General features: G+C 57.9%; 21 protein-coding genes. 9 read left to right on the top strand and 12 right to left on the bottom strand.

Features of this window, described 5'->3' with window-relative positions; genetic code table 11:
* The first annotated feature begins 346 nt into the window (after window positions 1–346).
* Window positions 347–802, top strand: a complete 456-nt coding sequence (locus MP439_07260; GenBank protein MCI2975860.1) for a MaoC family dehydratase — start codon at window positions 347–349, stop codon at window positions 800–802.
* 139 nt (window positions 803–941) lie between these two features.
* Here the strand turns inward: MP439_07260 and MP439_07255 are convergent, their stop codons facing one another.
* Complete coding sequence (locus MP439_07255; GenBank protein MCI2975859.1) at window positions 942–1,118, bottom strand: hypothetical protein; 177 nt, start codon at window positions 1,116–1,118, stop codon at window positions 942–944.
* 142 nt (window positions 1,119–1,260) lie between these two features.
* Between MP439_07255 and MP439_07250 the strand changes: the two genes are divergently transcribed.
* A complete protein-coding gene (locus tag MP439_07250) occupies window positions 1,261–2,145 on the top strand; it encodes a polyphosphate kinase 2 family protein (GenBank protein MCI2975858.1) in 885 nt (294 codons plus the stop codon).
* 464 nt (window positions 2,146–2,609) lie between these two features.
* On the opposite strand, the gene MP439_07245 is transcribed toward MP439_07250, so the two are convergent.
* Window positions 2,610–2,984, bottom strand: a complete 375-nt coding sequence (locus MP439_07245) for a hypothetical protein (protein MCI2975857.1) — start codon at window positions 2,982–2,984, stop codon at window positions 2,610–2,612.
* A gap of 99 nt (window positions 2,985–3,083) precedes the next feature.
* Here MP439_07245 and MP439_07240 point away from each other — a divergent pair, with 99 nt between their 5' ends.
* Both MP439_07240 and MP439_07235 read left to right on the top strand, forming a co-directional pair.
* Window positions 3,084–3,785 carry a VIT1/CCC1 transporter family protein gene (locus tag MP439_07240; GenBank protein ID MCI2975856.1) on the top strand — a complete coding sequence of 234 codons (702 nt, stop codon included), beginning with the start codon at window positions 3,084–3,086 and terminating at the stop codon, window positions 3,783–3,785.
* Window positions 3,786–5,233: 1,448 nt separating this feature from the next.
* On the top strand, window positions 5,234–6,067 hold the full coding sequence (locus MP439_07235; GenBank protein MCI2975855.1) for a formate dehydrogenase accessory sulfurtransferase FdhD: 834 nt from the start codon (window positions 5,234–5,236) through the stop codon (window positions 6,065–6,067).
* Here the strand turns inward: MP439_07235 and MP439_07230 are convergent.
* The 3 genes from MP439_07230 to MP439_07220 all read right to left on the bottom strand — a co-directional run bounded on the left by MP439_07230 (window position 6,040) and on the right by MP439_07220 (window position 8,172).
* Window positions 6,040–6,330, bottom strand: a complete 291-nt coding sequence (locus MP439_07230) for a WhiB family transcriptional regulator (protein ID MCI2975854.1) — start codon at window positions 6,328–6,330, stop codon at window positions 6,040–6,042. The genes MP439_07235 and MP439_07230 overlap by 28 nt on opposite strands.
* Before the next feature lie 335 nt (window positions 6,331–6,665).
* Window positions 6,666–7,379 (bottom strand): alpha/beta hydrolase, encoded by a 714-nt coding sequence (locus tag MP439_07225; GenBank protein ID MCI2975853.1) that lies wholly within the window; start codon window positions 7,377–7,379, stop codon window positions 6,666–6,668.
* The gene (locus MP439_07220; protein ID MCI2975852.1) at window positions 7,366–8,172 is read right to left on the bottom strand and encodes a DMT family transporter; all 807 of its coding nucleotides are present in this window, start codon (window positions 8,170–8,172) and stop codon (window positions 7,366–7,368) included. Before MP439_07220 ends, MP439_07225 begins: the two co-directional genes overlap by 14 nt.
* Before the next feature lie 92 nt (window positions 8,173–8,264).
* Here MP439_07220 and MP439_07215 point away from each other — a divergent pair, with 92 nt between their 5' ends.
* Both MP439_07215 and MP439_07210 read left to right on the top strand, forming a co-directional pair.
* Window positions 8,265–10,037 carry a hypothetical protein gene (locus MP439_07215; GenBank protein ID MCI2975851.1) on the top strand — a complete coding sequence of 591 codons (1,773 nt, stop codon included), beginning with the start codon at window positions 8,265–8,267 and terminating at the stop codon, window positions 10,035–10,037.
* On the top strand, window positions 10,034–10,747 hold the full coding sequence (locus MP439_07210) for a polysaccharide deacetylase family protein (GenBank protein ID MCI2975850.1): 714 nt from the start codon (window positions 10,034–10,036) through the stop codon (window positions 10,745–10,747). The genes MP439_07215 and MP439_07210 overlap by 4 nt, the downstream gene beginning before the upstream one ends.
* Here MP439_07210 and MP439_07205 read toward each other — a convergent pair.
* Window positions 10,712–11,812 carry an AI-2E family transporter gene (locus tag MP439_07205; protein ID MCI2975849.1) on the bottom strand — a complete coding sequence of 367 codons (1,101 nt, stop codon included), beginning with the start codon at window positions 11,810–11,812 and terminating at the stop codon, window positions 10,712–10,714. The genes MP439_07210 and MP439_07205 overlap by 36 nt on opposite strands.
* A gap of 277 nt (window positions 11,813–12,089) precedes the next feature.
* Between MP439_07205 and MP439_07200 the strand changes: the two genes are divergently transcribed.
* The gene (locus MP439_07200; protein ID MCI2975848.1) at window positions 12,090–13,250 is read left to right on the top strand and encodes a flippase-like domain-containing protein; all 1,161 of its coding nucleotides are present in this window, start codon (window positions 12,090–12,092) and stop codon (window positions 13,248–13,250) included.
* A 393-nt stretch (window positions 13,251–13,643) separates the two neighbouring features.
* Here MP439_07200 and lpdA read toward each other — a convergent pair whose 3' ends face one another.
* The 6 genes from lpdA to fdhF form a co-directional block, all read right to left on the bottom strand.
* Complete coding sequence (lpdA, locus tag MP439_07195; protein ID MCI2975847.1) at window positions 13,644–15,071, bottom strand: dihydrolipoyl dehydrogenase; 1,428 nt, start codon at window positions 15,069–15,071, stop codon at window positions 13,644–13,646.
* On the bottom strand, window positions 15,072–16,391 hold the full coding sequence (locus MP439_07190) for a 2-oxo acid dehydrogenase subunit E2 (protein MCI2975846.1): 1,320 nt from the start codon (window positions 16,389–16,391) through the stop codon (window positions 15,072–15,074).
* Window positions 16,392–16,404: 13 nt separating this feature from the next.
* A complete protein-coding gene (locus MP439_07185) occupies window positions 16,405–17,385 on the bottom strand; it encodes an alpha-ketoacid dehydrogenase subunit beta (protein MCI2975845.1) in 981 nt (326 codons plus the stop codon).
* A 1-nt stretch (window position 17,386) separates the two neighbouring features.
* Window positions 17,387–18,457, bottom strand: coding sequence for a pyruvate dehydrogenase (acetyl-transferring) E1 component subunit alpha (pdhA, locus tag MP439_07180; GenBank protein ID MCI2975844.1), 1,071 nt, complete (start codon window positions 18,455–18,457; stop codon window positions 17,387–17,389).
* A 208-nt stretch (window positions 18,458–18,665) separates the two neighbouring features.
* The gene (locus MP439_07175; GenBank protein ID MCI2975843.1) at window positions 18,666–19,064 is read right to left on the bottom strand and encodes a DUF1641 domain-containing protein; all 399 of its coding nucleotides are present in this window, start codon (window positions 19,062–19,064) and stop codon (window positions 18,666–18,668) included.
* A gap of 3 nt (window positions 19,065–19,067) precedes the next feature.
* Window positions 19,068–22,046 (bottom strand): formate dehydrogenase subunit alpha, encoded by a 2,979-nt coding sequence (gene fdhF / locus MP439_07170; GenBank protein MCI2975842.1) that lies wholly within the window; start codon window positions 22,044–22,046, stop codon window positions 19,068–19,070.
* Window positions 22,047–22,246: 200 nt separating this feature from the next.
* Here fdhF and MP439_07165 point away from each other — a divergent pair, with 200 nt between their 5' ends.
* Together MP439_07165 and MP439_07160 are read left to right on the top strand one after the other, a co-directional pair.
* Entirely contained in the window at window positions 22,247–22,945 is a 699-nt protein-coding gene (locus MP439_07165; GenBank protein MCI2975841.1) for a DsbA family protein, read from the top strand.
* A gap of 59 nt (window positions 22,946–23,004) precedes the next feature.
* Window positions 23,005–23,799 carry a maleylpyruvate isomerase family mycothiol-dependent enzyme gene (locus MP439_07160; GenBank protein ID MCI2975840.1) on the top strand — a complete coding sequence of 265 codons (795 nt, stop codon included), beginning with the start codon at window positions 23,005–23,007 and terminating at the stop codon, window positions 23,797–23,799.
* Window positions 23,800–23,948 lie beyond the last annotated feature (149 nt).

Below are 23,948 nucleotides of genomic sequence, written 5' to 3'. Positions count from 1 at the left end.
TTTCCCATCGGTGTAGTGTCACTGAGTGGACTCTAAGCTCTTGTGCCACAACCCAATAGGTACTCACCTTGTTCTAGAGACATGATGGCAAACTATGTTCAAGAGTGACCAACGTAGCCGTATCGGTAGCGTGCCCAAAACGCTGGACGGTGGCATGATCCGCTCGACGCCTTGACATCTCCTATCACACGCTTGGGAGTAGTTTCACATCATCGCCAACGAGCCCCAGGGTGCTCTCAAGGCGGCGTACCAGCCGCTGGTCGTCTAACCCCCACCAGCGCAACCGAACACTTGGTCCCTGGCCTCCTGATCACACGAGCGGGTACCCTGGTACTACGATTGAGGCATGGTAAACACAATTCACGGGGTCGAGGGCCTCAAGGAAATCGTCGGTACCGACCTTGGATACACCGAGTACCGCGCCGTCACCCAGCATCAGATCGATACCTTTGCTGACGCAACGGATGATCATCAGTGGATCCATGTGGACCCCGAGGCCGCCAAAGCGGGACCCTTTGGAACCACGATCGCCCACGGGTTCTTGACACTCTCGCTCGTCTCTGCAATGTTGCCAGAGGTCTTGCAGGTCGATGGCATCTCTATGGGCATCAACTACGGTACGAATCGGGTGCGATTCCCCGCACCGGTACCCGTCGATTCTCGTATTCGTCTCGGTGCAAAACTTGGAGAGGTCACCGATATCGAAGGAGGAGCGCAGGTCCGAGTCGATGTGACCATCGAGGTCGAGGGTGCAACCAAGCCCTCCATGGTGGCTGAGATCCTCTTCCGCTACTATCGTTAGCCGCTGACGCCGCTCAGCAACGCATTCTCGCAACAGCCCTGGCGCCAGGGGGCCGTGAGTCAACCGACGCTGGCGATCTCAAGTTGGAACTACGCGATGAAACGACCTGCAACGGCTACGGCTTTCACAACGGTTCCCACTAACGGACAATAAATGCACCAAGAACCCAAATACCGGCAGCTACCACCAAAATCAAGAACAAGAAGGTGACTGCGAGCTTGAAGATCAGCCGGACGCCGATGAGCACCACCACGATAATGACGAGAAACTCAGGCAAAGTCCGCAAATTCCAACTCGGCAAATGGCTAATGTGCATTGGATATCGTCGCTCCTCTAGTCTCCAGGCAATGCGGTCGCACGTATGATCGTACCGTATCGGGATCAACCGCGAGTTTCAGTATTGCCGAGTCATGTTCGCAAAGGGCATTAGCTCACGAAATAAGAGTAGGGTCGTCGTTATGAAATCTGACGCAACCCCTGCACCGGATCATTGCTGGTCTGAGCTCACGCGACTCGTCCGCCACGGAGCCATGCCATCGGAGACCGCCACAGTGCCCCATGCCCCCACCCTCACCAAAACCGAAGGGCACCACCTTCTCCATGGTGCAAACCGCTCGCTGGTGGCTCTTCAGGAGGCCCTCTACGCCCAAGGTGCCGACGGGCTTCTCGTAGTGCTCCAGGGCTTAGACACCGCAGGCAAGGACGGCACATCGCGTGCCATCTTCGACGGCGTCAATCCTCAGGGGGTGGTGGTTCACGGCTTTAAAGTGCCCACTCCATACGAGGCCGCCCATGACTACCTCTTCAGGATCCATGCAGCCGTCCCTGGGAGAGGGGAGATCGGCGTCTTTAACCGCTCTCACTACGAGGATCTGATCGTACCCTTTGCCACAGGGACCCTCAACGAGCACGATCTACATGCACGCATCCAGGAGATCCATCAATTCGAACGTTACCTACGTGATCAACACATCGTCATCGTCAAGCTCTATCTTCACGTCTCGTACGAGGTACAAGGCAAGCGCCTCCTGCGACGCCTGAGCCGGCCCGACAAGTACTGGAAGTTCTCTCCCAACGACCTCGTCACCCGCGAGCACTTTGAGAGCTATGCCAACGCCTATCGCCGCATCATCCCAGCCACATCGTTCGACGAGGCTCCGTGGCACATCGTCCCAGCAGATCACAAGTGGTATCGCAACGCCATCGCCGCCGCTATTGTCAACGACGCGCTCACACAACTCGCGCCACATGTGCCGAGCGTCGATATCGCTCACATCAAAAAGATACGGGCAACGCTCGAAGGCGAGCTCAACCGACACCACACCGAGGACCGGCCTGGCTAACGCTATCGCCTGAGAAGCGCCATCACTCACTCGCCGTCTTGGCTTGCGCGTCCACATAAGGCGCATGGTCGGGGCGAGCCTTGCTTGTCTAGGGGATCCGATGTCGAAGGGCTGGCTTGAGAGTTCAGGCGCAGATCAAAGCACATGCGCGAACCACCGACGCTGACATCGCCCCGCTGGCAACATCTGCGAAAGCGATCTTCCCAACGTACGCTTTGTCGCCACTACACCGCCGATTCGGCGTCACAGGAGACCAACCCTGAGGCCGTGCTGGACGACCTTGTGACTCCGAGCCCAACGAACGACGCCCATAATCGACACGCATCAATGGCCGTGCCCTTCGCCCCATGATCATGCTAGGCACTACGCCCCAGTGCTTTTTCGATGGGTGCTTTTTCGAGGAACTCGGATCTCTTCGCCAGGGAACCACCCGCACCTTGGCGCGATACCCGCCAGGGAACTGGTCAGTGAAACCAGGTCTTGGCGTACATCCGTGAGTGTGGATGGACGAACAGCGCAAACATCACGATAACCAAAATGACGTTCAAGAGCTCAGCACCAAAAAGCGCCGAAAGACCAACGGTCAGCCCAAGGTAGATCAGCAACAGCAACGGGAGCCCAGTTGCCAGCAACGCTGCGTAATACCCGTACTTACGCGCATTCGCCACGCCGTAGGCACCGCCAAGCGGCAAAACGATGTCGATCAAGAGAAACGGCAGGGACAGGCCACCGCCGAAAAGAAGACCCAAGATTGCAAGGGCCGCATTCAGGTAAAGAAGGAGGACGCCGATCTGCAAGGTCTGCGGCTGCGTCCGATCAAACAGCTTGAGTTCTCTCATGACTCCAGTGTAACCTAGTTGTACGAATAAATCCCAACACAGCTCTCAGGAAATCAGTCTCCCGTCATTTTAGCTTCCGCTGTGAAGTAAGCTGACAGCATGGAAACTCATCACAGCTCCCATCGTGACATCTCCGGCGGAGGTGCCCGTGCTGCGGTGTTCGGCGTCTCTGATGGCCTTTTATCGAACGTCGCCTTGATCCTCGGTGTCGCCGGCGCCCACCCCGCTCCAAAAGCGGTCGTGATCGCTGGCTTAGCCGGCTTGGTGGCTGGTGCCTTCTCCATGGGGGTCGGCGAGTACATCTCAATGGGAGCACAACGAGAGCTTTTTGCTCATGAACTCCGTATCGAAGAGCGCGAAATCCAGGAACGTCCAGAGGCCGAGACCCGCGAACTGGAACAGCTCTACGTCTCGCGAGGAGTCCCCACCGAGCTTGCTGCTGAGGTCTCGAAATACCTGATGCAAAACCCCGACACGGCGCTCAAGGTCCACGCGCAGGAAGAGCTCGGTGTAGCACCTGACTCCATCGGCTCACCCATTCAAGCCGCATTGGCATCGTTCTTCTCGTTTGCTGTCGGCGCCGTGATCCCGCTGATCGCCTGGTTCATCACCGTTGGGACGGCGGCTGTGGTCGCATCAGCCATCTCGGCGGGCGTTGCAACCCTGCTTGTCGGGGGTGGCCTCGCCGCCATGACTGGCCGGAGTGTTAGCAAGGGTGCCCTGCAGCAGTTCCTGTTGAGCGCGATAGCAGCGTTAGTCACCTTCGGTGTTGGCTACCTGCTTGGAACGGCAATTCACTAACGAGGCGTCTGGGGGACACCCGCGGCGCTAACAATGGGAGGCTCCCGCAACGATGACCGCACAATTGGAACCATCTCCAACCACAAACGAACAAAGTCCACCACCGAACGTCCCTTATTGCTATCGACCGTTAGCTTTCGATTACCAACACTCCTCGTAGCAATTTAGGTGCCGAGCATGCACGCGCAACAGCTCGGTTACGGCATCAGTTGCAACGAAGGTGACTTGTCCGAGAAGTCAGGGAAATCATGGTCACGGGCTTTCCTTTCTGATTGTCGTTGTTTTCTTACTGATCTTTTACTAGGAGATCCAACACAACCAGTTCACTCACCTCAATTTTTATTCACCACGATCATTCGTGGGCCATACACAAGTTGTTTTCATACTTACTTGCACCCTCTAGGAGCGTGAGGCACAATCCTAACACCCTATACATGGAAGCTGTTAGTCGCATCAGCATGCACACGAAATGCTCGTATCTCAACCATATAATTGAATTATGCAGCTCTACCCAATTCTCACCTATGCTCCTTTGGATAACGGGTTTCAGCGATAACATGTGGCAAAAATTCGCGAGGATACCCACAGATCCACAACAGGTCTGAACCTTGAGGCCTGCCCGGACATGGCCTACCTAATGTGGGTTAGACTTCTATGGTCGGGCTGGCGGTGGCAAAACCTCCCCTTCTCTTGGTCCCCAGTCTCGACGTCTACCACACCAGTTTTTTCGTGGCTACAGCGGTCGACCCCACAACGTGTTCAATGCCACTGGATTGGAAAGCGACCAAGACGATCGCAAATGATCGAGGTGTGCCACCGAAATCGATAATCGATTAGCCGAGTCGGAGTTTGAGGGCCGTCGTACCTACGAAACTTAGCGACGAGACGCTTCTGATTTCGCCTTTCAGGGCAGTCCACGACCTCTGCTACGACTTGACTAAGACGAGCCACGGTGCCAAAGTGGATCCCATCGAGCCTCAACCCATGGCCTTGGAGAACCTCAGCCTTAATGGCAAGCATCCTAAGATTTTTGGTTGCAATTTCACTGATAGATGGGCTTCATAGGCCACAAATTCAGCCTCGCTTTTGGGCTTACGGTCTAATCCTTCCAAGACAAAGGACTCCAAGAATCCTGGCTAAAAAGGCCTCTCTGAAATGCTGCGCTCCTCTTCCTGGACAGACTTGCGGCGTCCGAAGAAGCGGGGTCTACTCTCATCCAAGTCCGTCTAGTCGTAACCCCTCTTTACTGAACACTAGTAGCTGGGAAGCCAGCGCTCGCACACACTGATACTGAGACCTAGGGCTTCCCTACCAAGGACTCTGGCGTCTCCTTGGACCGGACTCTCACCGGCTAGCCATCGTGAACTTATCGCTCGGTCTATGTCAACTGAACTCCTTGTTTACTGTGACATACGTCCGAGCTTGTGGACGCACGTAGACTCACGCATATGGCTTTAGCGCACACGATCGAGACTCGACGGGTCATCACCATCCACGATGGCGTTACCGGTCTCATCATGGATTCCCTACTTCAAGAGCAACCACTGGTCATCGACGTGACGTGGCCTGGGGGCGAAACCCACTTCACCACGACTATGCGAACACCAGGAGACGATTTCGCACTAGCCGTGGGTCTCCTGGCCACTGAAGCCCAGGTCACGAGGGAGCTCATTCATCAAACCCGTTACTGCGTCGGTGCCGGCAATACCCAGGATTACAACAAGGTCACCGTCTCGCTTAAACAGCCAATCGACCTGCAACCGCCAAGCCTACGCCCGGTGTCCTGTGGATGGTGCGGCGTCGCCGATCTCGTCGATCGACTGATACCCACGACCACGACAGCGATCGATGCCATGGTGAGTACCGACGAACTCTTCTCGCTCGCCAACGAGTTCGGCGAGCGTCAACGCCAATTCGCTAGCACCGGCGCTTCCCACGCCGCGTTGCTTAAGACTCATGATGGCTCACGTATCATTGGGGAGGATGTCGGTCGACACAACGCCCTCGACAAGGCCATTGGTCACGCCGTCCTCGACCAGATTGAAATTACCAACGGCATCGCCCTGCTCTCGGGAAGAGCCGGATCCGACCTCGTGCTCAAGGCCGCTCGGGTTGGGCTTGCCTACGTTTGCTCGGTGTCAGCCCCTACCGCCCTCGCGGTCGACCTCGCCAATGAAGCGGGCATTACGCTGATCGGCTTCCTGCGACCAGGCAGGATGAACATCTACAGCCACCCAGAAGGGATCACTGAAACTTATGACGCGACCCGCGCCCTGCGCTGAACTCTGCGAATTCGCCGGATAACCCGTCGCTCTTCTTCGTCCTTGCCGCCCCATATGCCGTACTCTTGATTCGTCCGCAAGGCGAACTCAAGGCACTCAAGTGACACCGGACAATCGGAGCAAAACTCTTTCACGCGCCGAATCTGAATCTCGGCGTCACCCGTCACCCCAACGGGGAAAAACCATCCCGGATCAGTATCACGACACTTCGCGTTGCTACGCCACGCCTCATAATCCCAGGTCGCCAACTTCGCCGACTCCATCGAGCACCTCCGAATTCGTTCCTTGGAACCTCGATCCCCCGAGTTCGAGCTACCAACCGAGTCGTCAAACCAACGAGCAGTGCTCACGCCGGACGTCATTGTCCCTCAGCTCATCGCCCACTTGACCGGACGACAATATAAGTATAATACAAGCTTGCGACCATCGGTATACAGAAAGCCACAATAACTCTGATAACGTCGCAAGGTTGATAATCCTTCCGACAATCGCGCGTATCGATTATTACTAGCGATTGTCACAGTCTCACGTGCCTCGCTCGATACACCGTGCCCTACTGGATCTCTAGCACCCCAGCAGTATCCTTCAAGCTTGCGCCCTACTCCCCCCCTTCCCCGCCGATTGCTTCAAGCCGACCGATCATTCCTCGGACCACAGCAGCCGTCTCGATAGGTGCCACACGCAAGACATCGTGTCCCGCTGAGGGCAGCACCTCGAGCTGGACATCCGCCAAATGCTGTGCGGCTTGCGCCATGGCTGCCAGCGGAACCACCCGATCACGAACGCCGACGATGACGATCGAAGGACAGACAACCAGGGGAAGTTCCCCCTCAACCAGGCGCAATTCGCCGAGTAAATGACGCTGCTCGGCAAGGAAGCTACGCCTGGTGCGCCGAAACTGCGCTCTGCGTGCTGGCCCAAGGCTCACCCCTGCGATCAGTGCCGAGGTCATCTGTCCGATAAAACGGGCGGCCAGCAGCCGGTCGATCGCCACCAACGAGCGCTGGGTGATCGGAGGAGCGATCAGGATCAGACCCGCAACACGATCAGGGAAGAGCTGCGCTGTTCGAACCGCGATGGTAGCGCCCAACGAGTGTCCAATCAGCAGCACGCGGCGCGTCTCAAACTGGCGTGCCACCCACTCGGCGTTACCCTCTATCCCAATAACGCCCAGTGGATTCGACCCCCACCCTGGTCGATCCAGACAACGCAGACGCAACCGGGGCTCCAGCCACTCAGACACCAGGGCAAAATCTTCCTTTTGTCCCGGTTGTCCGTGGAGGAACACCACCTCAAGATCACTCCTGGTCATGAAGTTTCACGTTGATGCGCACCTCGGAGCGCGCCAAGTAAATAAGCGCAAGGATCTCCACCGCGAGGGCGATCACGCTTACTGGCGTACGCACCCCGCCTGCAAACAATGGCGTCTGCAACGCTGCGGTGCTGATGGCGATCGCGGCGATCGGTTCCCCAACCGTCACCAGCGGGAGGACGCGCGCGAGACTCTGTTGCTGGAAGGCACTTTGTACCACCAGAAGGGCCAGGGTCCCCACCACGACCAACACCCAAAGCTCCCAATGTTCGAGGGTTCGCACTGCCCCTTCGTCGCTCCAGACGATTCCTACCTCACGCTCAAAGATCGAGACAACCCCGAGCAGCAGCGCTCCAACCATCGCCTGGATGCGCCCATGGCCCGCAAGCGCCGGACGAAGCACCGTGATAGTAGCAACACCAACCGCGATGCCGATGACACCAACCACGATGGATGGTCCGACATAGATCATATGACCGCTGGCCTGGGGGCTGAGCACCAAAAATGCGATCAAGGCCCCACAGCTCACCAGCAGAGCGATCACATCCCCAACAGCAATGGGCCGACGTGCAAGAAAGTGCTCGAGGAGGATGGCCAAGACAAATCCGCTGGCCAAGATCGGCAAAACCTGTGCTACTGACCCATATTTCAGTGCAAAGAACTGTGCGGCCCCACCGACGACATCAAACACTGCACCAAGGCCGAAACGCGGATTGGCCAACAGCTTCCACAGGAGGCTGAACCGAAGATTCAACTCGCTTGCCGACACCGTGCTTGCCTGAAATTGGAGCACCGCAGCCATTCCAAAACAAACCGCAGCCAGGAGAGAAAGAAGCACCACCACGAGGTCTCTTATTCTATGGCGTCCGAATAAGATGTGTGTCAATGTCAAGCACAAAGGCACTCCTGATCTCTGCTCGGATGGGGGGCGGTCACGATGGCGCCGCCCGAGCGATCACCAACAAATTACGCAGCTATGGGATCGAATGCGAGACGCGCGATTTTCTTGATGCTTCTCCCCGGATGGGCCGCTTGCTAGAGCGTGGGTTTAAATTAGAGGTCAAGCGAGCCCCGTGGGCCTACCAGCTCGAGTTCTGGCTATGGAATCGGTTCGCCCCTATGGCCACCTTCACACGTCGAACATTGCAGACGTTCTTCCAGCGGGGCGTAGTCAAATGGATCGAAGAGTCGGATCCTGACATCATCATCGCACTACATCCGTTCAGCGCTCAACTCCTTGGCCAGATGCGTCGGCACCACAATCCAGTCATCTCGCACCGACCGATCGCCACGTTCCTCACCGACTACTCCGTCCATCCCTTGTGGGTGCACCCCGATGTTGATCTCCATCTCTGCGTCTCCGAGACCGCGGCCGAGCAGGCCAAGTGTCGCGCAGGCGCCTCTGGTGACATCGTGGTCGCCGGCCCGTTCGTGGACTCTGCGTTCTTTGAAACGATCGATCGCCAGGCTGCACGAGAGGCGCTCGGTCTCCCAGATGACAAGATCATCGCATTAATCTCGTCAGGATCTTGGGGGGTCGGTGATATCGCTGAGACTTTTGCACTCATCGCCAGCCATGACGATCTCCACCCTGTCGCCCTCTGTGGGCACAACGACGAACTCCTGCACCGTCTCGCTCCCTATCCCAACGGCACCGCCGTCGGTTGGACCGAGGATGTTCGGCTGTATATGGCGGCATCTGACGTCATCATCCAGAACGCCGGCGGACTTACTGCTCTCGAGGCGATGGCCTCACGGCGCCCGGTTCTTTCGTTTCGCCCCATCGTTGGCCATGGCCGCGAAAACATCGCCGCGATGGACTCGGTGGGCGCCACGATCTGGTGCCAGTCCCCCCAACAGTTGATCGACGAGGTGCGCAAACAGGGCGTCGCACCGCAGATCCAGGTCGCCAAGCAGCTCGAACAGTTTCAAACTAAACCCCAACAACCCATTCTCGAGCTTCTCCACGAGGCCCGCCTGTCGCCAACGACTCGCCATGGCGTCCTGGCACGACGCCTCACTCGATCGGCTGCAACGTTGGTGGTCTTATTTGTCGTTGCCAACCTCCTTTCTGGTGTGATTGGCTATCACGGCCTCAATCTCACCAGAACAGCGAAGAAGTCAAATTATGTTTATGTCTCCGCTCGCTTATCCTCAGAGGCGCTGGCCAACCCCGCCATCGACCAACTCGTTACCAATGCCGGCATCGGCGTGGTCGTCACCGGTCAACAGGCGATTGCCGATCCGACGGCTGTACGCTCCGCCTATCGCAACGGGGTGGGGATCATCAACGGCGGAACGGGCGCCTCATCGGACTTCAACTTCATCCTTCCGGACAATGATCTCTCAACGGGACGCGCCGACCTCGCACGTATACTCGGACTCCAGATCAACACCTACCTCCCCCAGAATACGATGAACGCTGTAGACCTTGCGTGGGCCTCGATCCATCACCAGACCGTCGTTCCTGCTCGAATCATTAGCCACCACTTTGACATGAAACCAAACCCGGGAGCCATTCTCGAATTGAACTTAAGCCATGACTCGGCGGCAACAGCTTTGTCGATCATCAAGTCTGAGCTAAACCATCTGACAAATGACCACCTGATCCTCGCTCCTTTTGCCACGCTGCATACCCATGTGAGCGCGCGCGCATGAAGACGACGACGGCCCTCGCAACGATCGCCGGCACCAAGCTTGCCATTCACGTTGGCTCCTTCGTGACCCACACATGGATACTCGCTCCAATCACCGCTCCATGGTTGCTCGGCTTTGGGCACCCTCAATCAGTCGCGCTTACCTTCGACGATGGTCCGGACCCGATCTCGACACCGCTCGTCCTCGATGCACTTGAGGCCAACGGCGTGCAGGCCACATTTTTTCTGCTTGGCGAGATGATCGATCGCCAGCCTCAACTCGCGCGCGAGATCGTCGAGCGTGGACACGAGGTTGGGACACACGGGTATTGGCACAAGAATCACCTCTTCCGGAGCTCTCGCAGTGTTCGCTATGATCTCGCCCGAGCACTGGATGCGACCGAACGAGCAACCGGGGTGCATCCAGCCTGGTACCGCCCACCGTATGGAGTTGTCACCCGTGCCGACCTCGCCGCCGCCCATGCCCATGGTTTGCGCATCGTCCTCTGGGGCACGTGGGGCCGCGACTGGCGTCGACAGGCAACCTCTGTCTCGGTCATGGCAGAGCTTCGTTCCCGCTTTCGCCCCGGCGTCACGATACTCTTGCACGACAGCGACTACACCTCCTACCCTGGCTCCTTTCAAGCCACACTGAAGGCGCTTCCTCAGTTAGTCGACCTCGTCAACTCCCAGCAGCTAGGCTTCTCCGTCCTCTCGGGGCACGGGATTTGAACCTTGTGGATTGAGCTTGGAGCGCAGCCATGGCGCCAGCAGGCGCCGTGCTAGGACTTGCAGACCACTCGCGATTGGGATACCCACCAACGCTCCTGGAATGCCGGCAAACTGCGCACCTACCAGCACTGCAAGCAAGATCCACAGTGGGTTCAATTGAACCGTCCGCGAGAGGATCACAGGATTCAGAATGTGATTCTCAATCTGCTGATAGATCACGAAGACCACCAACACGATGATCGCTGCGACGATCCCGTGCAGTAGCGATAAACCAACCGCCGGAATACCAGCCAAGAGCCCGCCCACCAACGGAATCAGATCGACCAATCCCACCCAGACGGCGACGAGCAACGCAAAAGGCAAGCCCAGTGACTTAAAGGCCACGTAGACGACGACCCCTGCAATGATCGAGGTTGCGAGATTGCCGAGCACATAGCCACTCACAGCAACAGCCGTCTCGTGCAAGGCATCAAGAAAGTGACGGCGGCGAACCTCGGGAAGTAAACCAGCGATCACATCGATCGCCTTTGGTCCCTCCAATGAGAAGAACACCGCCAACATCGCGGTAATGACGACGTCAGCCAGGAACGAAAGTACCCCCGTGGCAGCCAGCAAAGCTGGAACCAGCGCTGTACTTGCAACCTTGGCCAATCCTTGGGCTGAGAGATTCAAGTAATGTTCGATATGGAACTTGGTCAACAGCGAATTGAGATGGGACTTCTTGTGCCCAACGTCTCGAATGAGCGTCGGAAGATCATTAGCGAGTCGCAACCCTGCGGAATAGAGTGGCACGCTAAAGATAAACAAAATTCCAACCAGCACCACGGCCGCAACGAACACGGTCAAGGCGACCGCCGCACCCCGAGGCAGGTGGGCACGCATCAGCAGTTTGACAAGCGGCTCCAAAATCACGGCACCGACGATGGCAACCAGCACTTCAATCGTGAGGTGCCGAAGATACAACAGGACAATAACCACCAAGACGAGACCGAAGAGGCCAACCTCCGCGAGAAAGATCTGTCGGCCCAAGCCGCTATATCGACCCGGTGCGTCAGCTCGTGCCATCAGGCTCCATCAACAATCTCCTCGAACCAACAGCATCCCAAGGTTGCACCAATTGACCTCGCCTCTCACCCAACGATGAGCGTACCTTAGTGTCTCACACAACGTTGACCAACGCCGACACCGCCCCGATCGCTCATAGGCTACCCCCGATCGATCAAGCTACTGTTTCACAAGGAGTCGTCACGCAATCGAAGCTACTCCCCGATCAACTGACACCCGAGCATTGACAACCACTTGGGGGAACCTTTTCTGGAAAGCCTCCACTAAGGTAAATGGGGTGAGCACGTGGAGGTCGAGGAGCGGTGACGGACGCCGCAATAGCTCTCACCGACTCCCGACTGATCAATCGCGTGAGGTTATCACCGGGACACGTCGCAGTCTCGGTAAGCTGATTCGCCACTTCGCCATCCGCGGCATCTGGGGTTTTGCCATCCTTTTGGTGATTGAGTACCTCGTAATTCCCCAGATCGCCGGTGCAAGAAAAACCCTGCATCTCTTGAGCCAAGCCAACTATTGGCTCGTTCCGCTGGCCGTCGTCGCCGAAGCGTTCTCACTCTTTGCTTATGCCAAGCTCACCTCGGCCGTCCTGCCGCACCCTCAGCCCTCACTGAAATCACTCGCAAAAGTCGACATGTCAGGGCTCGCCGTCTCTCATGTGCTCCCAGGCGGGACAGCGAGCGGTGCCGGTCTCACCGTCCGCCTCTTGAATGGACTCGGGGTGCGAGGCACCGATGCCGGGGTCGCCCTCGCGACCCAGGGAATCGGCTCCGCAGTCGTGCTCAACGCCATGCTCTGGCTTGCACTCATTATCTCGTTACCACTCTTTGGTTTCAACACGTTGTATCTGATTGTCGCCGCTCTCGGCATCGTCCTCATGGCGGCCGTGATCGTGCTCGTCTTGACACTGACGCGAGGCAACGATCGGGTCGTCGTCCTCGTTGACAAATTGGTCGGCAAGGTTCCGCTCCTGAAACGAATCCAGGCCCCGTTACACTCCGGCGTCATCAGGGCCGGAGAGCGCGTTCGCTCCCTTATGAGTGATCCTGAACTGCTCAAGCGAGCGATCTTCTGGGCGGCGTGCAACTGGCTCTTCGACGCCCTGAGTCTCTGGATCATGTTGCTAGCATTTGGCTCCCTTGTCAATCCGGATGCGCTATTGGTGAGTTACGGCATCGCCAACGTAGCAGCTGCCATCCCCATCACGCCGGGCGGCCTCGGTGTCGTCGAGGGAATTATGATACCGCTCATCACTGGATTTGGTACCGCGAAGGGCATCGCCATACTCGGCGTGCTCTCCTATCGACTTTTTAACTTCTGGATTCCCATCCCAATCGGCGTTGGCACCTACGTATCATTGAAATTGAGCCGAGGCGAGGCGATCACCATGGAGCTCGATAAGATCGAGCCACCCCCAGACGACGAAGAGTCTCCAGAGTAGACGGGCCATAGTGCACCGGTCACCCAAGGCACGTTGGCGGTGCTTGAGCCTTCGTTGGACAGCGCCTTCGTTGGACAGCGCCTTCGTTGGACAGCCCCTTCGACCAAACCCACGAACCGTAGCCGGCGGTCCAGAGCACCATCAGAGGACTGCCACCAGTTGCGGTCGTCAAGCCCTCGATCTGGAGCTATGGATCGACCGAGCCCGTGTCGTTCGGGGCAAGTGGCGGAACAAACGTTCGGTAAGCACTCCTGCAGACAGACGCACGTGCAGACTTACGCCAGCATTGCGATCGACGAGGTGCCCCGTGAGCAAAGCTGACCAAAACCCAGGTCAGGCAGGCGTTCTCAATGTCCGAAGGAGGCCACACAACGTGACCTCCCTAACAAGGACTTAGCCTCGCTGCATGATGATGTGCGTTGGCAGACCCTGAGCCACCTCGGCGGCCTCCGGGTACATTTCGGAAAGTGTCGGGTGCGGATGGATCGTCAGGGCAAGATCGTCGATCGTGGCTCCGAGTTCGATCGCCAGCGCCGCCTCACTGATCAGGTTTGACGCGTCCACACCAACGATATGAACACCGAGGAGTCGCTTGCTATCCTTGAGCGCGATCAACTTTACCTCGCCTACCGCCGCTCCGAGCACGATCGCTCGACCATTCGCGCGATACGGAAAACGAGCAACTACGACGTCATCGCCATGGCGGGTGCGCGCCTCCTGCTCGCCGAGCCCGGCCGAGGCCACCTCAGGCTCAGTGAAGATCACCGCCGGGATCACCGTCGCATCATTGCCCGCAGCATGACCAGCTGCCACCTCGGCGGCTACTTTGGCCTCGTAATAGGCTTTATGCGCCAGCATGGGTCCAGGTACGATGTCGCCAATCGCGAACACGTGTGGATTCGCCGTTCGCATCTGCTCGTCGACGATCACGCGCTGATCAGCCCCGATGGTCACACCAGCCTCACCCAGCCCAAGATCAGGACCTAAGTTAGGTACCCTGCCGACCATGACAGCGACGGAACCTGCACGGATCTCCTTGGAGTCGCTCCCATTCTGGATCTCGACCACCACGGCATCGCCAGCGATCTTGAAACCCTTCACAGCGATTCCGGTATGGACCTCGACGCCCATCTGCTTGAGCACGCCACGCAGCGTGCGCTGGATCTCTGGCTCAACACCCATAAGGATCTCGGGCGCCATTTCCAAAATCGTGACCCTGGTGCCGAGACGAGCATGGGCACTGCCGAGCTCGATCCCGATATAGCCTCCCCCGATCACGATCAGGTCGCGACGCACAACCGGACTGAACAGCAGATCGGTTGAGTCCAGCACCCGCTGATGGTCGACGGCAAACCCATCTAACTCTCTGGGTGATGATCCGGTCGCCAAGATGCAATCCTTGAACTTGATGCGACTCGTCTCGTGTGCAGCACGGATGCGGACTTCATTGGGGCCGACAAAGCTCGCTTCTCCCTCAACGATCTCGACATCTGCAGCCTTGAGCAGTTGTCGAACGCCTGAGGTCAACCGCTCAACGCTCCCAGTAACCGTTTGACTCAGCGCGATCGGGTCGATATGGGCATCCTCGGTGACGACGCCCCTCTTGGCCAGCCCGTCAAGCTCATGAAAGCGGTTCGAAAGCTCAATCAAGGCCTTTGACGGGATGCAACCGACATTAAGGCAAACGCCTCCGATGTCCCCGCGCTCCACCAGCGTGACACTACGGCCAAGCTGTGAAGCGCGGATCGCTGCACTGTATCCACCCGGTCCTCCGCCGATGACGACCAGGTCTGCTTGCTCTGTAAATTCGCCGACAACCACCTAGCGCATCTCCAGTATCAGTTGCACCGGATCACTCAACAGCGAGATCACCCGCATCAGGAATCGCGACGCATAGCCACCATCAATAATCCTGTGATCGAAGGTGAGCGAGAGCGTCATGACATCACCGACGCCAACGGTACCATCGCCAAGCACGACCGGTCGCTTTCGAATCGGCCCGACACCGAGGATACCCACCTCTGGATAGTTGATAATCGGTGTCGCGTAGACACCACCGATGGTCCCGTAGTTGGTGATCGTGAAGGTCGACCCCGTCAGCTCCGAGGAGGTCAATGTGTGGGCACGAGCTCCCTCAATAAGCCGAGTCAGCTCCCGAGATAGCCCAAGCACCGATCGCTCGCCAACCGAACGAAGGACTGGGACCATCAACCCTTGAGGATCATCGACCGCAAAGCCAAGATGCACGTCACGATAGGTGACGATCTCACCAGCCTCCTCATCGAGGCGACCATTGAGGTCGGGAAACTCCGCCAACACGCCAGCAACCGCCTTGGCAATCAACGGCAGATAACTTATGCGCTCCGGCGCCAACCGTTCGTTCATGTCGTGACGAAGATCGACCAGCGCGTTGACGTTTGCCTCTTCAAAAACAGAGACCTGTACCGCGTGCGACCAAGAACGTGCCATGTTTTCAGCAATGCGCTTGCGAATCCCCAATAGAGGCCTTCGCTCCTCGCGGGCCGTGGGACTAACCGCTGAAGTCTCAGGGCTCTGGCGCGTAGTCAAAGGACTCATGGTCTCAGGCGGCGCCATCGCTGCACGTGGTCGCTCATGGGGTGCCCCAGCACCAGCCGCCATTGCCTGGAGATCCTCAGCCAAGACGCGTCCATCAGGACCCGTTCCTCGCACGAGGTTGATATCGAGGCCGAGCTCGCGGGCCAACCGACGAACCGCTGGTGTCGCGAGTGCGCGGCCCTTTGTTTCACCCGCCCGGCCCAAGGACGGTTCGCGCGCTCCAGAAGGCACGGCCCCAGCCGTCGACGGGCCAACCGTCGAGGTGACCTCAGATCGTGCTTGCGGCGCCATTGGCGGCACTACCGATTCCGAGCCCTTCTCACTCGAGACCTGATCGGTCGAGAAGGCGACGACAACCTCACCAACGTTGACGGTATCGCCCTCACGGAACAGCACCTTGTCGATCGACCCAGTGACCGGCGCACCAATCGTGACGACCGACTTGTCTGTCTCAACATCGAGCAGCGGCTCGTCGCGCTTGACGTCATCACCCTCGTGGTGATACCACTTCACGATCTGGGCCTCGTGTAACCCCTCCCCTACATCGGGAAATTTCCACTCCACAGTCAATAACTCCTTAAAACCGTACCGACGAGAGGGCAGCAGTGACGACCTGAGAAGTGTCTGGCAACCAAAGATCTTCAAACATTGTCATCGGATACGGTGTGTCGTATCCCGTCACCCGAAGCACTGGAGCCTCAAGGTAGAGGAACGCCTTCTCTTGGATGATGGAGGCGATCTCGCCACCGAAACCAGAAGTGCGCACAGCCTCATGCACAACGACCGCACGTTGGGTCTTTTGTACCGAGGTCACAATCGTCTCTTCGTCCAACGGCGTAAGCGTGCGAAGATCAATAACCTCAGGCGAGATGTCGTACTGGGCAACCAGCTCATCAGCGGCGGCTAGCACCAGAGCCATCGACGGGCCCCAGCCAATTAGCGTCACATCGGTTCCCTCGCGGACCACGCTGGCTTTACCGAGCGGAACCCGATAGGGCTCCTCGGGGACCTCATCACGGAAGGCACGATAGAGCCGCATCGGCTCGAGGAACAACACCGGATCCGGATCGTCAATGGCGCTCAGCAGGAGACCCTTGGCGTCGTAGGGATTCGAAGGAGTGACGACCTTGATCCCCGGCGTATGAGTAAACAACGCCTCCAGCGAGTCTGAATGGATCTCGGGTGCCTTCACACCGCCACCAAAGGGGGCCCGAATCACCATCGGAGCACTGTAACGCCCGAGCGATCGAAAGCGCACCCTCGCCGCCTGGGAGGCGATTTGGTCCATCGTCTCGTAAATGAAACCAAAAAACTGAATCTCGGCGACCGGCTTCATGCCAGCCATAGCCAAGCCAACCGAGGTGCCCACGATCCCTGACTCTGCGAGCGGTGTATCGATGACTCGATCAGGACCGAACTTGTCAAACAAACCATCAGTGATGCGGAAGACACCGCCGTCTTTACCAACGTCCTCGCCGAGGACAACGACCGATGGATCTTCGGCCAGCGCCAACTCCAACGCCTGATTCAGCGCCTGTGCTATCGTCAATTTCGCCATCTCAGGCACCCACCTCTTTCACTCTGGCTTCGAACTGCGCTCGTTGAGAGGCAAGATTCGTCGGCATCGTTGCATACACGTTGTCAAAGAGCACGAGCGGCGACATACTAAGGGCCTCACGAAAGATGGCCAAGATCTCCTCTACCTTTTGCTCCGACTCCGCGTCAAGGGTGACCAACTCCTCATCGGTCAAAAGACCCTGGGCGCGCAGCCACTTTTCGAGGCGCAGCAACGGGTCACGACGACCCCACGTATCCTCCTCTTCAGTGCCACGGTACTTACCAGGATCATCAGCGGTGGTGTGTGCACCTAGTCGATAGGTGACGGCCTCCACGAGGAACGGACCCTCGCCGTTGCGCACCCGCTCGGTCAGGTCATGCATCAAGTTGGCGACCGCCACGTAGTCATTGCCGTCGACTCGAAAGCCTTCGATACCATAGGCTACCGACCGCTGTGCGATGGTCTCGGCATGCATCTGATGGGCCAATGGCACTGAGATAGCCCATTGATTGTTTTCACAGAAAAAGATGAGTGGCACCTCAAGCACTGAAGCGAAGTTCATCGCCTCGTGGAAGTCACCTTGTGATGTCGCACCATCGCCAAAGGTGACAACGGTGGCGACGTTTTCGTGCCGTAGTTTGGTCGCCCACGCGACCCCGACACCGTGCAGCGTCTGTGCAGCAATCACGACCTGCGCAGGAAGCACCTGCTTGCCCACGGGAATATCCCCAAGACTGGGGTGACCCTTGGAAAAGAAGAGACCATGCTCCATGGGAACGCCGCGCAAATAGCTGGCCGCCCAGTCACGATAGGTCGGCACTAGCCAATCGCTATCGTTTAACGCCGCGACGGCACCCATCTGGGCCGCCTCCTGGCCTTTGAACGGCGCATACGTCCCAATGACGCCCTGGCGCTGCAGATTCCACGCCCGCTCGTCAAAGGTCCGCAGAAAACGCATCGTCGTGTAGGTTTCCTTTAGACTCTCCGCGCTCAAGACTCCGAGCTCGCCGGTGAGATTACCCTCTTCGTCAAGCCGCTGAATCAGCGGAAACATCTCGATACCATCGGTCACGAGAGACCACCCCCTTTCTGGGTTGTCTTCGAACATCGCCATCTATGTGCTGAGACGGCCAGTTCGTCCTCCGTCAACGGTCTTGGGATCGCCAAGCCACCAACGCCACTTACTAATAATAGTGCATCAGCGTCCAAGGGCCAAGACCGACCTCGGTCATTACTCTGTCCCAGATTAGAGTCGAAACGTTACCGGCTGGTTACAGCCGTCAAAACTCCTCGCCACCAAGGGCGCGCAAGAGGGCTAACGCGATGCCGATTCCCCGTCGGGTTGACGGCCAACGCAGTTGTCGTGCCAACTCACGCCAGCTCGGAACATCAGCCGAAGCAACCTTACTCGAGGTCGCTTTGATGCCTTCGGCCAGGCGCTCTACCAAGAGCGGCGTGTATGAACCCGTCAACAACGACAGTTTCGCGATACGCGTAATCGCAGCCCGACCAGATGGAGAGTCGATCTGGTCAAGCACCACGGCAAGCGCATCGGCTCCACCGCCACGAACCGCTTGAATGATCTCTGCGACTTTGGTGCTCTCTCCCAGTTCATGCCGAGGCACGCTCTGTCGAACGACGGGGACCGCCGTGGGCGTGTAGTCAATCGGTTCAGCCATCACTCACTCACTTTCGATCATCACTTCATGGTCAATCGCGTGCGACACAGCCGACGCAACCGGGTTCTGGTAATCGGCGCGGGAACGCTTGGCATCGATGTTGACTCCTCGCTGAGGCGTGCGTTGTCCGTAACGGAAGTTATTCTCCGGTAGCGCACGCCGAGGGCGGTCTTGGAGCACCTCCATCTTGGCCGCCAACTCCTTGAACGCCGGGGTATGGGTCGCCTCGTCCACCTCCGAGGAGGTCAAAATGTTGACCGCCGACTCGTTGAGGCGGGCATTCATCGGTAGATACACTTGGTTCCCTCGCACCCGATCGGTCACCACAGCACGCACCTTGATCGAACCTCGACGTGAGGTGAGCCGCACCAACGTGCCATCGACAACTCCACGTTCGGTCGCGAGTTCGGGAGAGACCTCGACGAACGGCTCCGGCGTGTGCGCAGCAATCCCCGGCACTCGATAGGTCATGTTGCCCTCGTGGAAATGTTCTAGAAGCCGTCCGTTGTTGACGTGGATATCGTAGACCTCGTCAACCTGATCGGTCGGCTCCTGGAATCCGACCGGATGAAAGCGGGCCTTGCCTGACGGGAAGTGAAAACGATCCAGATAGAGGATCGGCGTGTCCACGCCATCGCGAGCCACCGGCCACTGCAGCGACCGATATCCCTCGAGGCGCTCGTACGAGACCCCTGCGAACATCTCGGCAAGGCTGGCTGCCTCAGCCATCACCTCACTCGGATCGCAATAGGCCCAGTCAGCCCCCATGGCGTTCGCAATCCCTTGGGTGATCTGCCAGTCCGGTCGTGAGTCACCGAGTGGCTTGAGCGCTGGATACAGGCGTTGGATACGCCGCTCGGTACTCGTGAAGGTGCCAGCCTTCTCGAGCGACGGAGAGGCCGGTAGCACCACATCGGCAAATCGCGCCGTGTTGGAGAAGAAGACATCTTGGACGACGAAGAACTCAAGCTTGCGGAAGGCGTCTTGAACGACATTCGAGTTCGCGTCCACCAACCCCATCTCCTCACCGGTAAGGAGCAGAGCCTTGAGCGAACCGGCATGGATGGCATCGACCATCTCGTGATTGTCGAGACCCTTGGTGGTTGGCATCGATCGGCCCCACGCGGCTTCATACTTGGCAATGACCCCGGCATCGGTAACCGACTCATAGCCAGGAAAGTAGGTGGGCATCGCACCAAAGTCGCTCGCCCCCTGGACATTGTTGTGACCGCGTAACGGATACGCACCGCACCCCGGCTTGCCAAAGTTTCCGCTCATCAACAACAGATTCGCGATCGCTGTTGAGGTATCCGAGCCAGCGCTGTGTTGAGTAACCCCCATTGCCCAAAGCACGCAGAAGGTGCTGGCGTGGGCAAGCTCCTCGAAGACCGTAACCAACGTCTCCTCGGACACTCCAGTGACTTGGGAGGCATAGGCCACCGTGAAGGGCTCGAGGGAGGCGACAAACTCCTCAACACCCTCGACCCGTGTCGCGAGAAACTCCTCGTCGTGATGACCGTAATCGTAGAGGTACTTGCTCGCAGCCGACAGCCAGACCAGATCGGTTCCTGGCCGTGGCGAGAACCAGATATCGGCACGCTGGGCCATCTCATGCTTGCGTAAATCAGCGACGATGAGACGCTGGCCTCGTGACTTGTGTGCCCGTTTCACCCTCGTTGCGATGACCGGGTGGCTCTCAGCGGTATTAGAACCGACGATGAGGACCAGATCACTCGCCTCGATGTCGGTGGCCGACCCCGAGTCTCCGCCATAGCCAACCGTGCGCCACAAACCCATCGTCGCCGGTGACTGGCAGTATCGTGAGCAATTGTCGACATTATGGGTACCGATGACGGCGCGCGCCAACTTCTGAGCGAGATATGCCTCCTCGTTGGTGCATTTTGAAGAGGCGATGACACCGACAGCGTCAGGAGAATCGCGCTCGATGATCGCACGAAGCGATCGCCCGATGTAGGCAAAGGCCTCGTCCCACGAGGTCTCACGAAATCCCTCCCCGTCGCGAATTAATGGATGGGTGAGGCGCTCAGAGCTATTGACGAATTCAAACCCAAACTTACCCTTGACACAGGTCGAGATACCGTTCATGGGTCCATGTGCGGGATTCACCTTGAGAATCGTGCGACCCTTGGTCCAGATATCGAAGGAGCAGCCAACACCACAGTAGGTACACACGGTCTTAGTCTTCTTCACCAGCTGGCGCCTCAGTCGCTCCTCCACCTCCGAGAGGGTAAAGATCGGCTTTAGACCAATGGCTGGCTCAAGGGCTTTGGTGAGGTTGATCATCGGTTCGCGGACCTTGGGTTTGAGGTTTGTCGCTAGTCCCGCCTGCCCGATCATCGACTTCTCCATCAGCGCATTGCACGGACAGACCGTCACACAATGACCGCATCCCACGCAACTGGATTCGCCGGCAGGCACGCCACCATCAAAGACAACGCGTGGTATCGGGAGCGACCAATCGATCGAGAGCGTCTCGTTGACCTGGACCTCCTGACACGCCTGGACACAGCGACCGCAGAGAATGCATTGCGATGGATCGTACCGATAGAAGGGATGAGAGTCATCAATCTCGTAGGGCTTTGGCCGATACGGCTCCGGTTGGTCGTTGATACCCATGTCGCGCACGGTGTTGTGAAGGACACAGTCAGCGTTGTTGTTGTCACAGATCGTGCAGTAGAGGTCGTGATTGACCAGAAGCCGCTGACCAGCACGCTCGCGTTCGCGCTCGGTCGATCGCGTGGACACCACCTCTTGGCCCGCGACGTGGACTTCACAAGCGCGTTGGGTGATTCCATTCACGGTAACGAGGCACAGATCACAGGTTCCAATGGTTCCGAGCATCGGGTGATAACAAACCTGTGGCAACTCGACACCGGCCCGGTTGATCACCTCGATCATCAGCTCTCCCTCGGTGGCCTCGACGGGACTAGAATCGATGGTGACGGATACACGATCTGACAACGCAACCTCCCTTTAGAGCTACAGTAGCACAAGACCAATGCACCTATAACCGACATACCCGGCTTAGGTTATCGCCCGATGGGGTCGACATCGCTGGTGCTTAGCACACACCGGCGAGAAACGGGCCAGCCACGAGCAATCCGGTCACCAACAATCCGGCTACTGCCCTGCAACGGCGCGCTATCGCTAACCTGGTCATTGTGCCAACATCACCTGAACCCACCACCATCGACTACCACTTTGACATCCTCTGTCCGTTCGCCTACATGACCTCGAAATGGATCAGGAACGTTCGAGAACAACAGCCACTCACGATCAATTGGAGGTTTTTCAGCCTCGAAGAGGTCAATCTCGAGCCCGGCAAGATCCACCCCTGGGAACGTCCATGGTCCTATGGTTGGTCGATGCTCCGCATCGCAGCCCTCTTGCGCCGTGAGGATCCCGTGCTCGTTGATCGGTGGTATGCGCTTGCCGGTTTCGCTCTCCACGAGGCAGGGCTCAAACCCCATGACCAGTCAGTAGCTCGCGAGCTCATCAGCGAGCTTGGCATTGACCCCGGGCTTGTCGACACCTCGATGGAGGATCCAACCCTTGACGACGAGATCCGCGCTGATCACCAACGGGTGCTAGACGCTGGAGGCTTTGGGGTCCCAACGCTCATCTTCGAAGGCGGCCACACGCTCTTTGGACCCGTTCTCATCGATCCACCAACTGGTCAGGCCGCCCTCGATCTGTGGGGCATGGTGCAAACCGCAGCGCGTTACCCCAACTTCTTTGAGCTCCAGCAGCCCAAGGGGCCAACGCAGATGCACGCCATCACCCAAGCCCTCAAGCCTTACCTCGAAGGTCGAGACTGGAAGAGCATGAATCGCGGCGTTGAGGTTCAGTTCGATCGCTAACCCGATCCCAGTGAAAAAACAGACATCAACCACGCAAGAGACAAGAGAGGAGACAACCAATGGATCCGGCAATCAAGATGCTCTTCACCGAGTGGGATGCCCTCGATACTCTGATCGACGAGATCGAGAGCGACGATTGGCGCGAGCCATCGATACTCCCCCACTGGACAAACGCCGATATCTTGGCTCACATCATTGGCACCGAGCGATTTCTTAGTGGCGAGCCTACGCCCGATGTATTGCTACCCGACGATCGACCATATCCCAACACCGTTGCCGAACTTAATGACCGCTGGGTCGCATCGTTACGGTCGCTTACCCCAACCGAACTGATCGCCAACTTCCGGGCTACGATCGCTTACCGACGCCAAATACTGGCTAATCTCGACGAAGCCGAACTCGCGAAAGAGGGTTGGACGCCAGTCGGTGAAGCGCCGTTTCGTCGATTCCTTCAGATCCGGGTCTTCGATTGCTACGTGCACGAGCTCGACCTTCGAGCCTCGACGAATCACCCAGGGGCGAGCTCTGGAGCCGTCGCCGAATACGCCATGGACGAGGTGGAACGCGCACTGGGCTACATCGTCGGCAAGCAGGCACAGCTGTCCCAAGGGTCCAGCGTTCGGCTCAAGCTCACCGGAGGTGTCGAGCGAACCTTCAACATCCAGGTTGACGAGCGCGCTCGGCTCGTCCCAGAACTTGGGACACCCACAACCGAACTCGAATTGGATTCAACCCTGTTCATGGCGCTGGCTTGCGGGCGGCTGGATCCCCCCGACGCAATCGATGAGATTCATATCACCGGCAATGACATCATTGCTAAGCGTGTCGTCGAGCATCTTGCCTTTACCATCTAGTCCTCGCTACCGCTTACCATACGCCGACATTTTTAGGCCGCCCGCTCTACTCCTTGCGCCCTGCCAACTGCCACACTCCTTGAGCTTTGCTCAGCAACCAGGCCCTTAGAGTCACAAGCGCCACTTCGTCGCTACTATCACGGTCATTG

The organism is Ferrimicrobium sp., from assembly GCA_022690815.1.
Taxonomy (GTDB): Bacteria; Actinomycetota; Acidimicrobiia; order Acidimicrobiales; family Acidimicrobiaceae; genus Ferrimicrobium.
This window is presented reverse-complemented; position numbering and strand designations above follow the sequence as displayed.

Coding starts and splice junctions, on each gene's coding strand:
- MP439_07260 (MCI2975860.1), top strand. CDS start 347: ATGGTAAACACAATTCACGGGGTCGAGGGCCTCAAGGAAATCGTCGGT.
- MP439_07255 (MCI2975859.1), bottom strand. CDS start 1,118: ATGCACATTAGCCATTTGCCGAGTTGGAATTTGCGGACTTTGCCTGAG.
- MP439_07250 (MCI2975858.1), top strand. CDS start 1,261: ATGAAATCTGACGCAACCCCTGCACCGGATCATTGCTGGTCTGAGCTC.
- MP439_07245 (MCI2975857.1), bottom strand. CDS start 2,984: ATGAGAGAACTCAAGCTGTTTGATCGGACGCAGCCGCAGACCTTGCAG.
- MP439_07240 (MCI2975856.1), top strand. CDS start 3,084: ATGGAAACTCATCACAGCTCCCATCGTGACATCTCCGGCGGAGGTGCC.
- MP439_07235 (MCI2975855.1), top strand. CDS start 5,234: ATGGCTTTAGCGCACACGATCGAGACTCGACGGGTCATCACCATCCAC.
- MP439_07230 (MCI2975854.1), bottom strand. CDS start 6,330: ATGGAGTCGGCGAAGTTGGCGACCTGGGATTATGAGGCGTGGCGTAGC.
- MP439_07225 (MCI2975853.1), bottom strand. CDS start 7,379: ATGACCAGGAGTGATCTTGAGGTGGTGTTCCTCCACGGACAACCGGGA.
- MP439_07215 (MCI2975851.1), top strand. CDS start 8,265: ATGTCAAGCACAAAGGCACTCCTGATCTCTGCTCGGATGGGGGGCGGT.
- MP439_07210 (MCI2975850.1), top strand. CDS start 10,034: ATGAAGACGACGACGGCCCTCGCAACGATCGCCGGCACCAAGCTTGCC.
- MP439_07205 (MCI2975849.1), bottom strand. CDS start 11,812: ATGGCACGAGCTGACGCACCGGGTCGATATAGCGGCTTGGGCCGACAG.
- MP439_07185 (MCI2975845.1), bottom strand. CDS start 17,385: ATGGCGAAATTGACGATAGCACAGGCGCTGAATCAGGCGTTGGAGTTG.
- MP439_07175 (MCI2975843.1), bottom strand. CDS start 19,064: ATGGCTGAACCGATTGACTACACGCCCACGGCGGTCCCCGTCGTTCGA.
- MP439_07160 (MCI2975840.1), top strand. CDS start 23,005: ATGGATCCGGCAATCAAGATGCTCTTCACCGAGTGGGATGCCCTCGAT.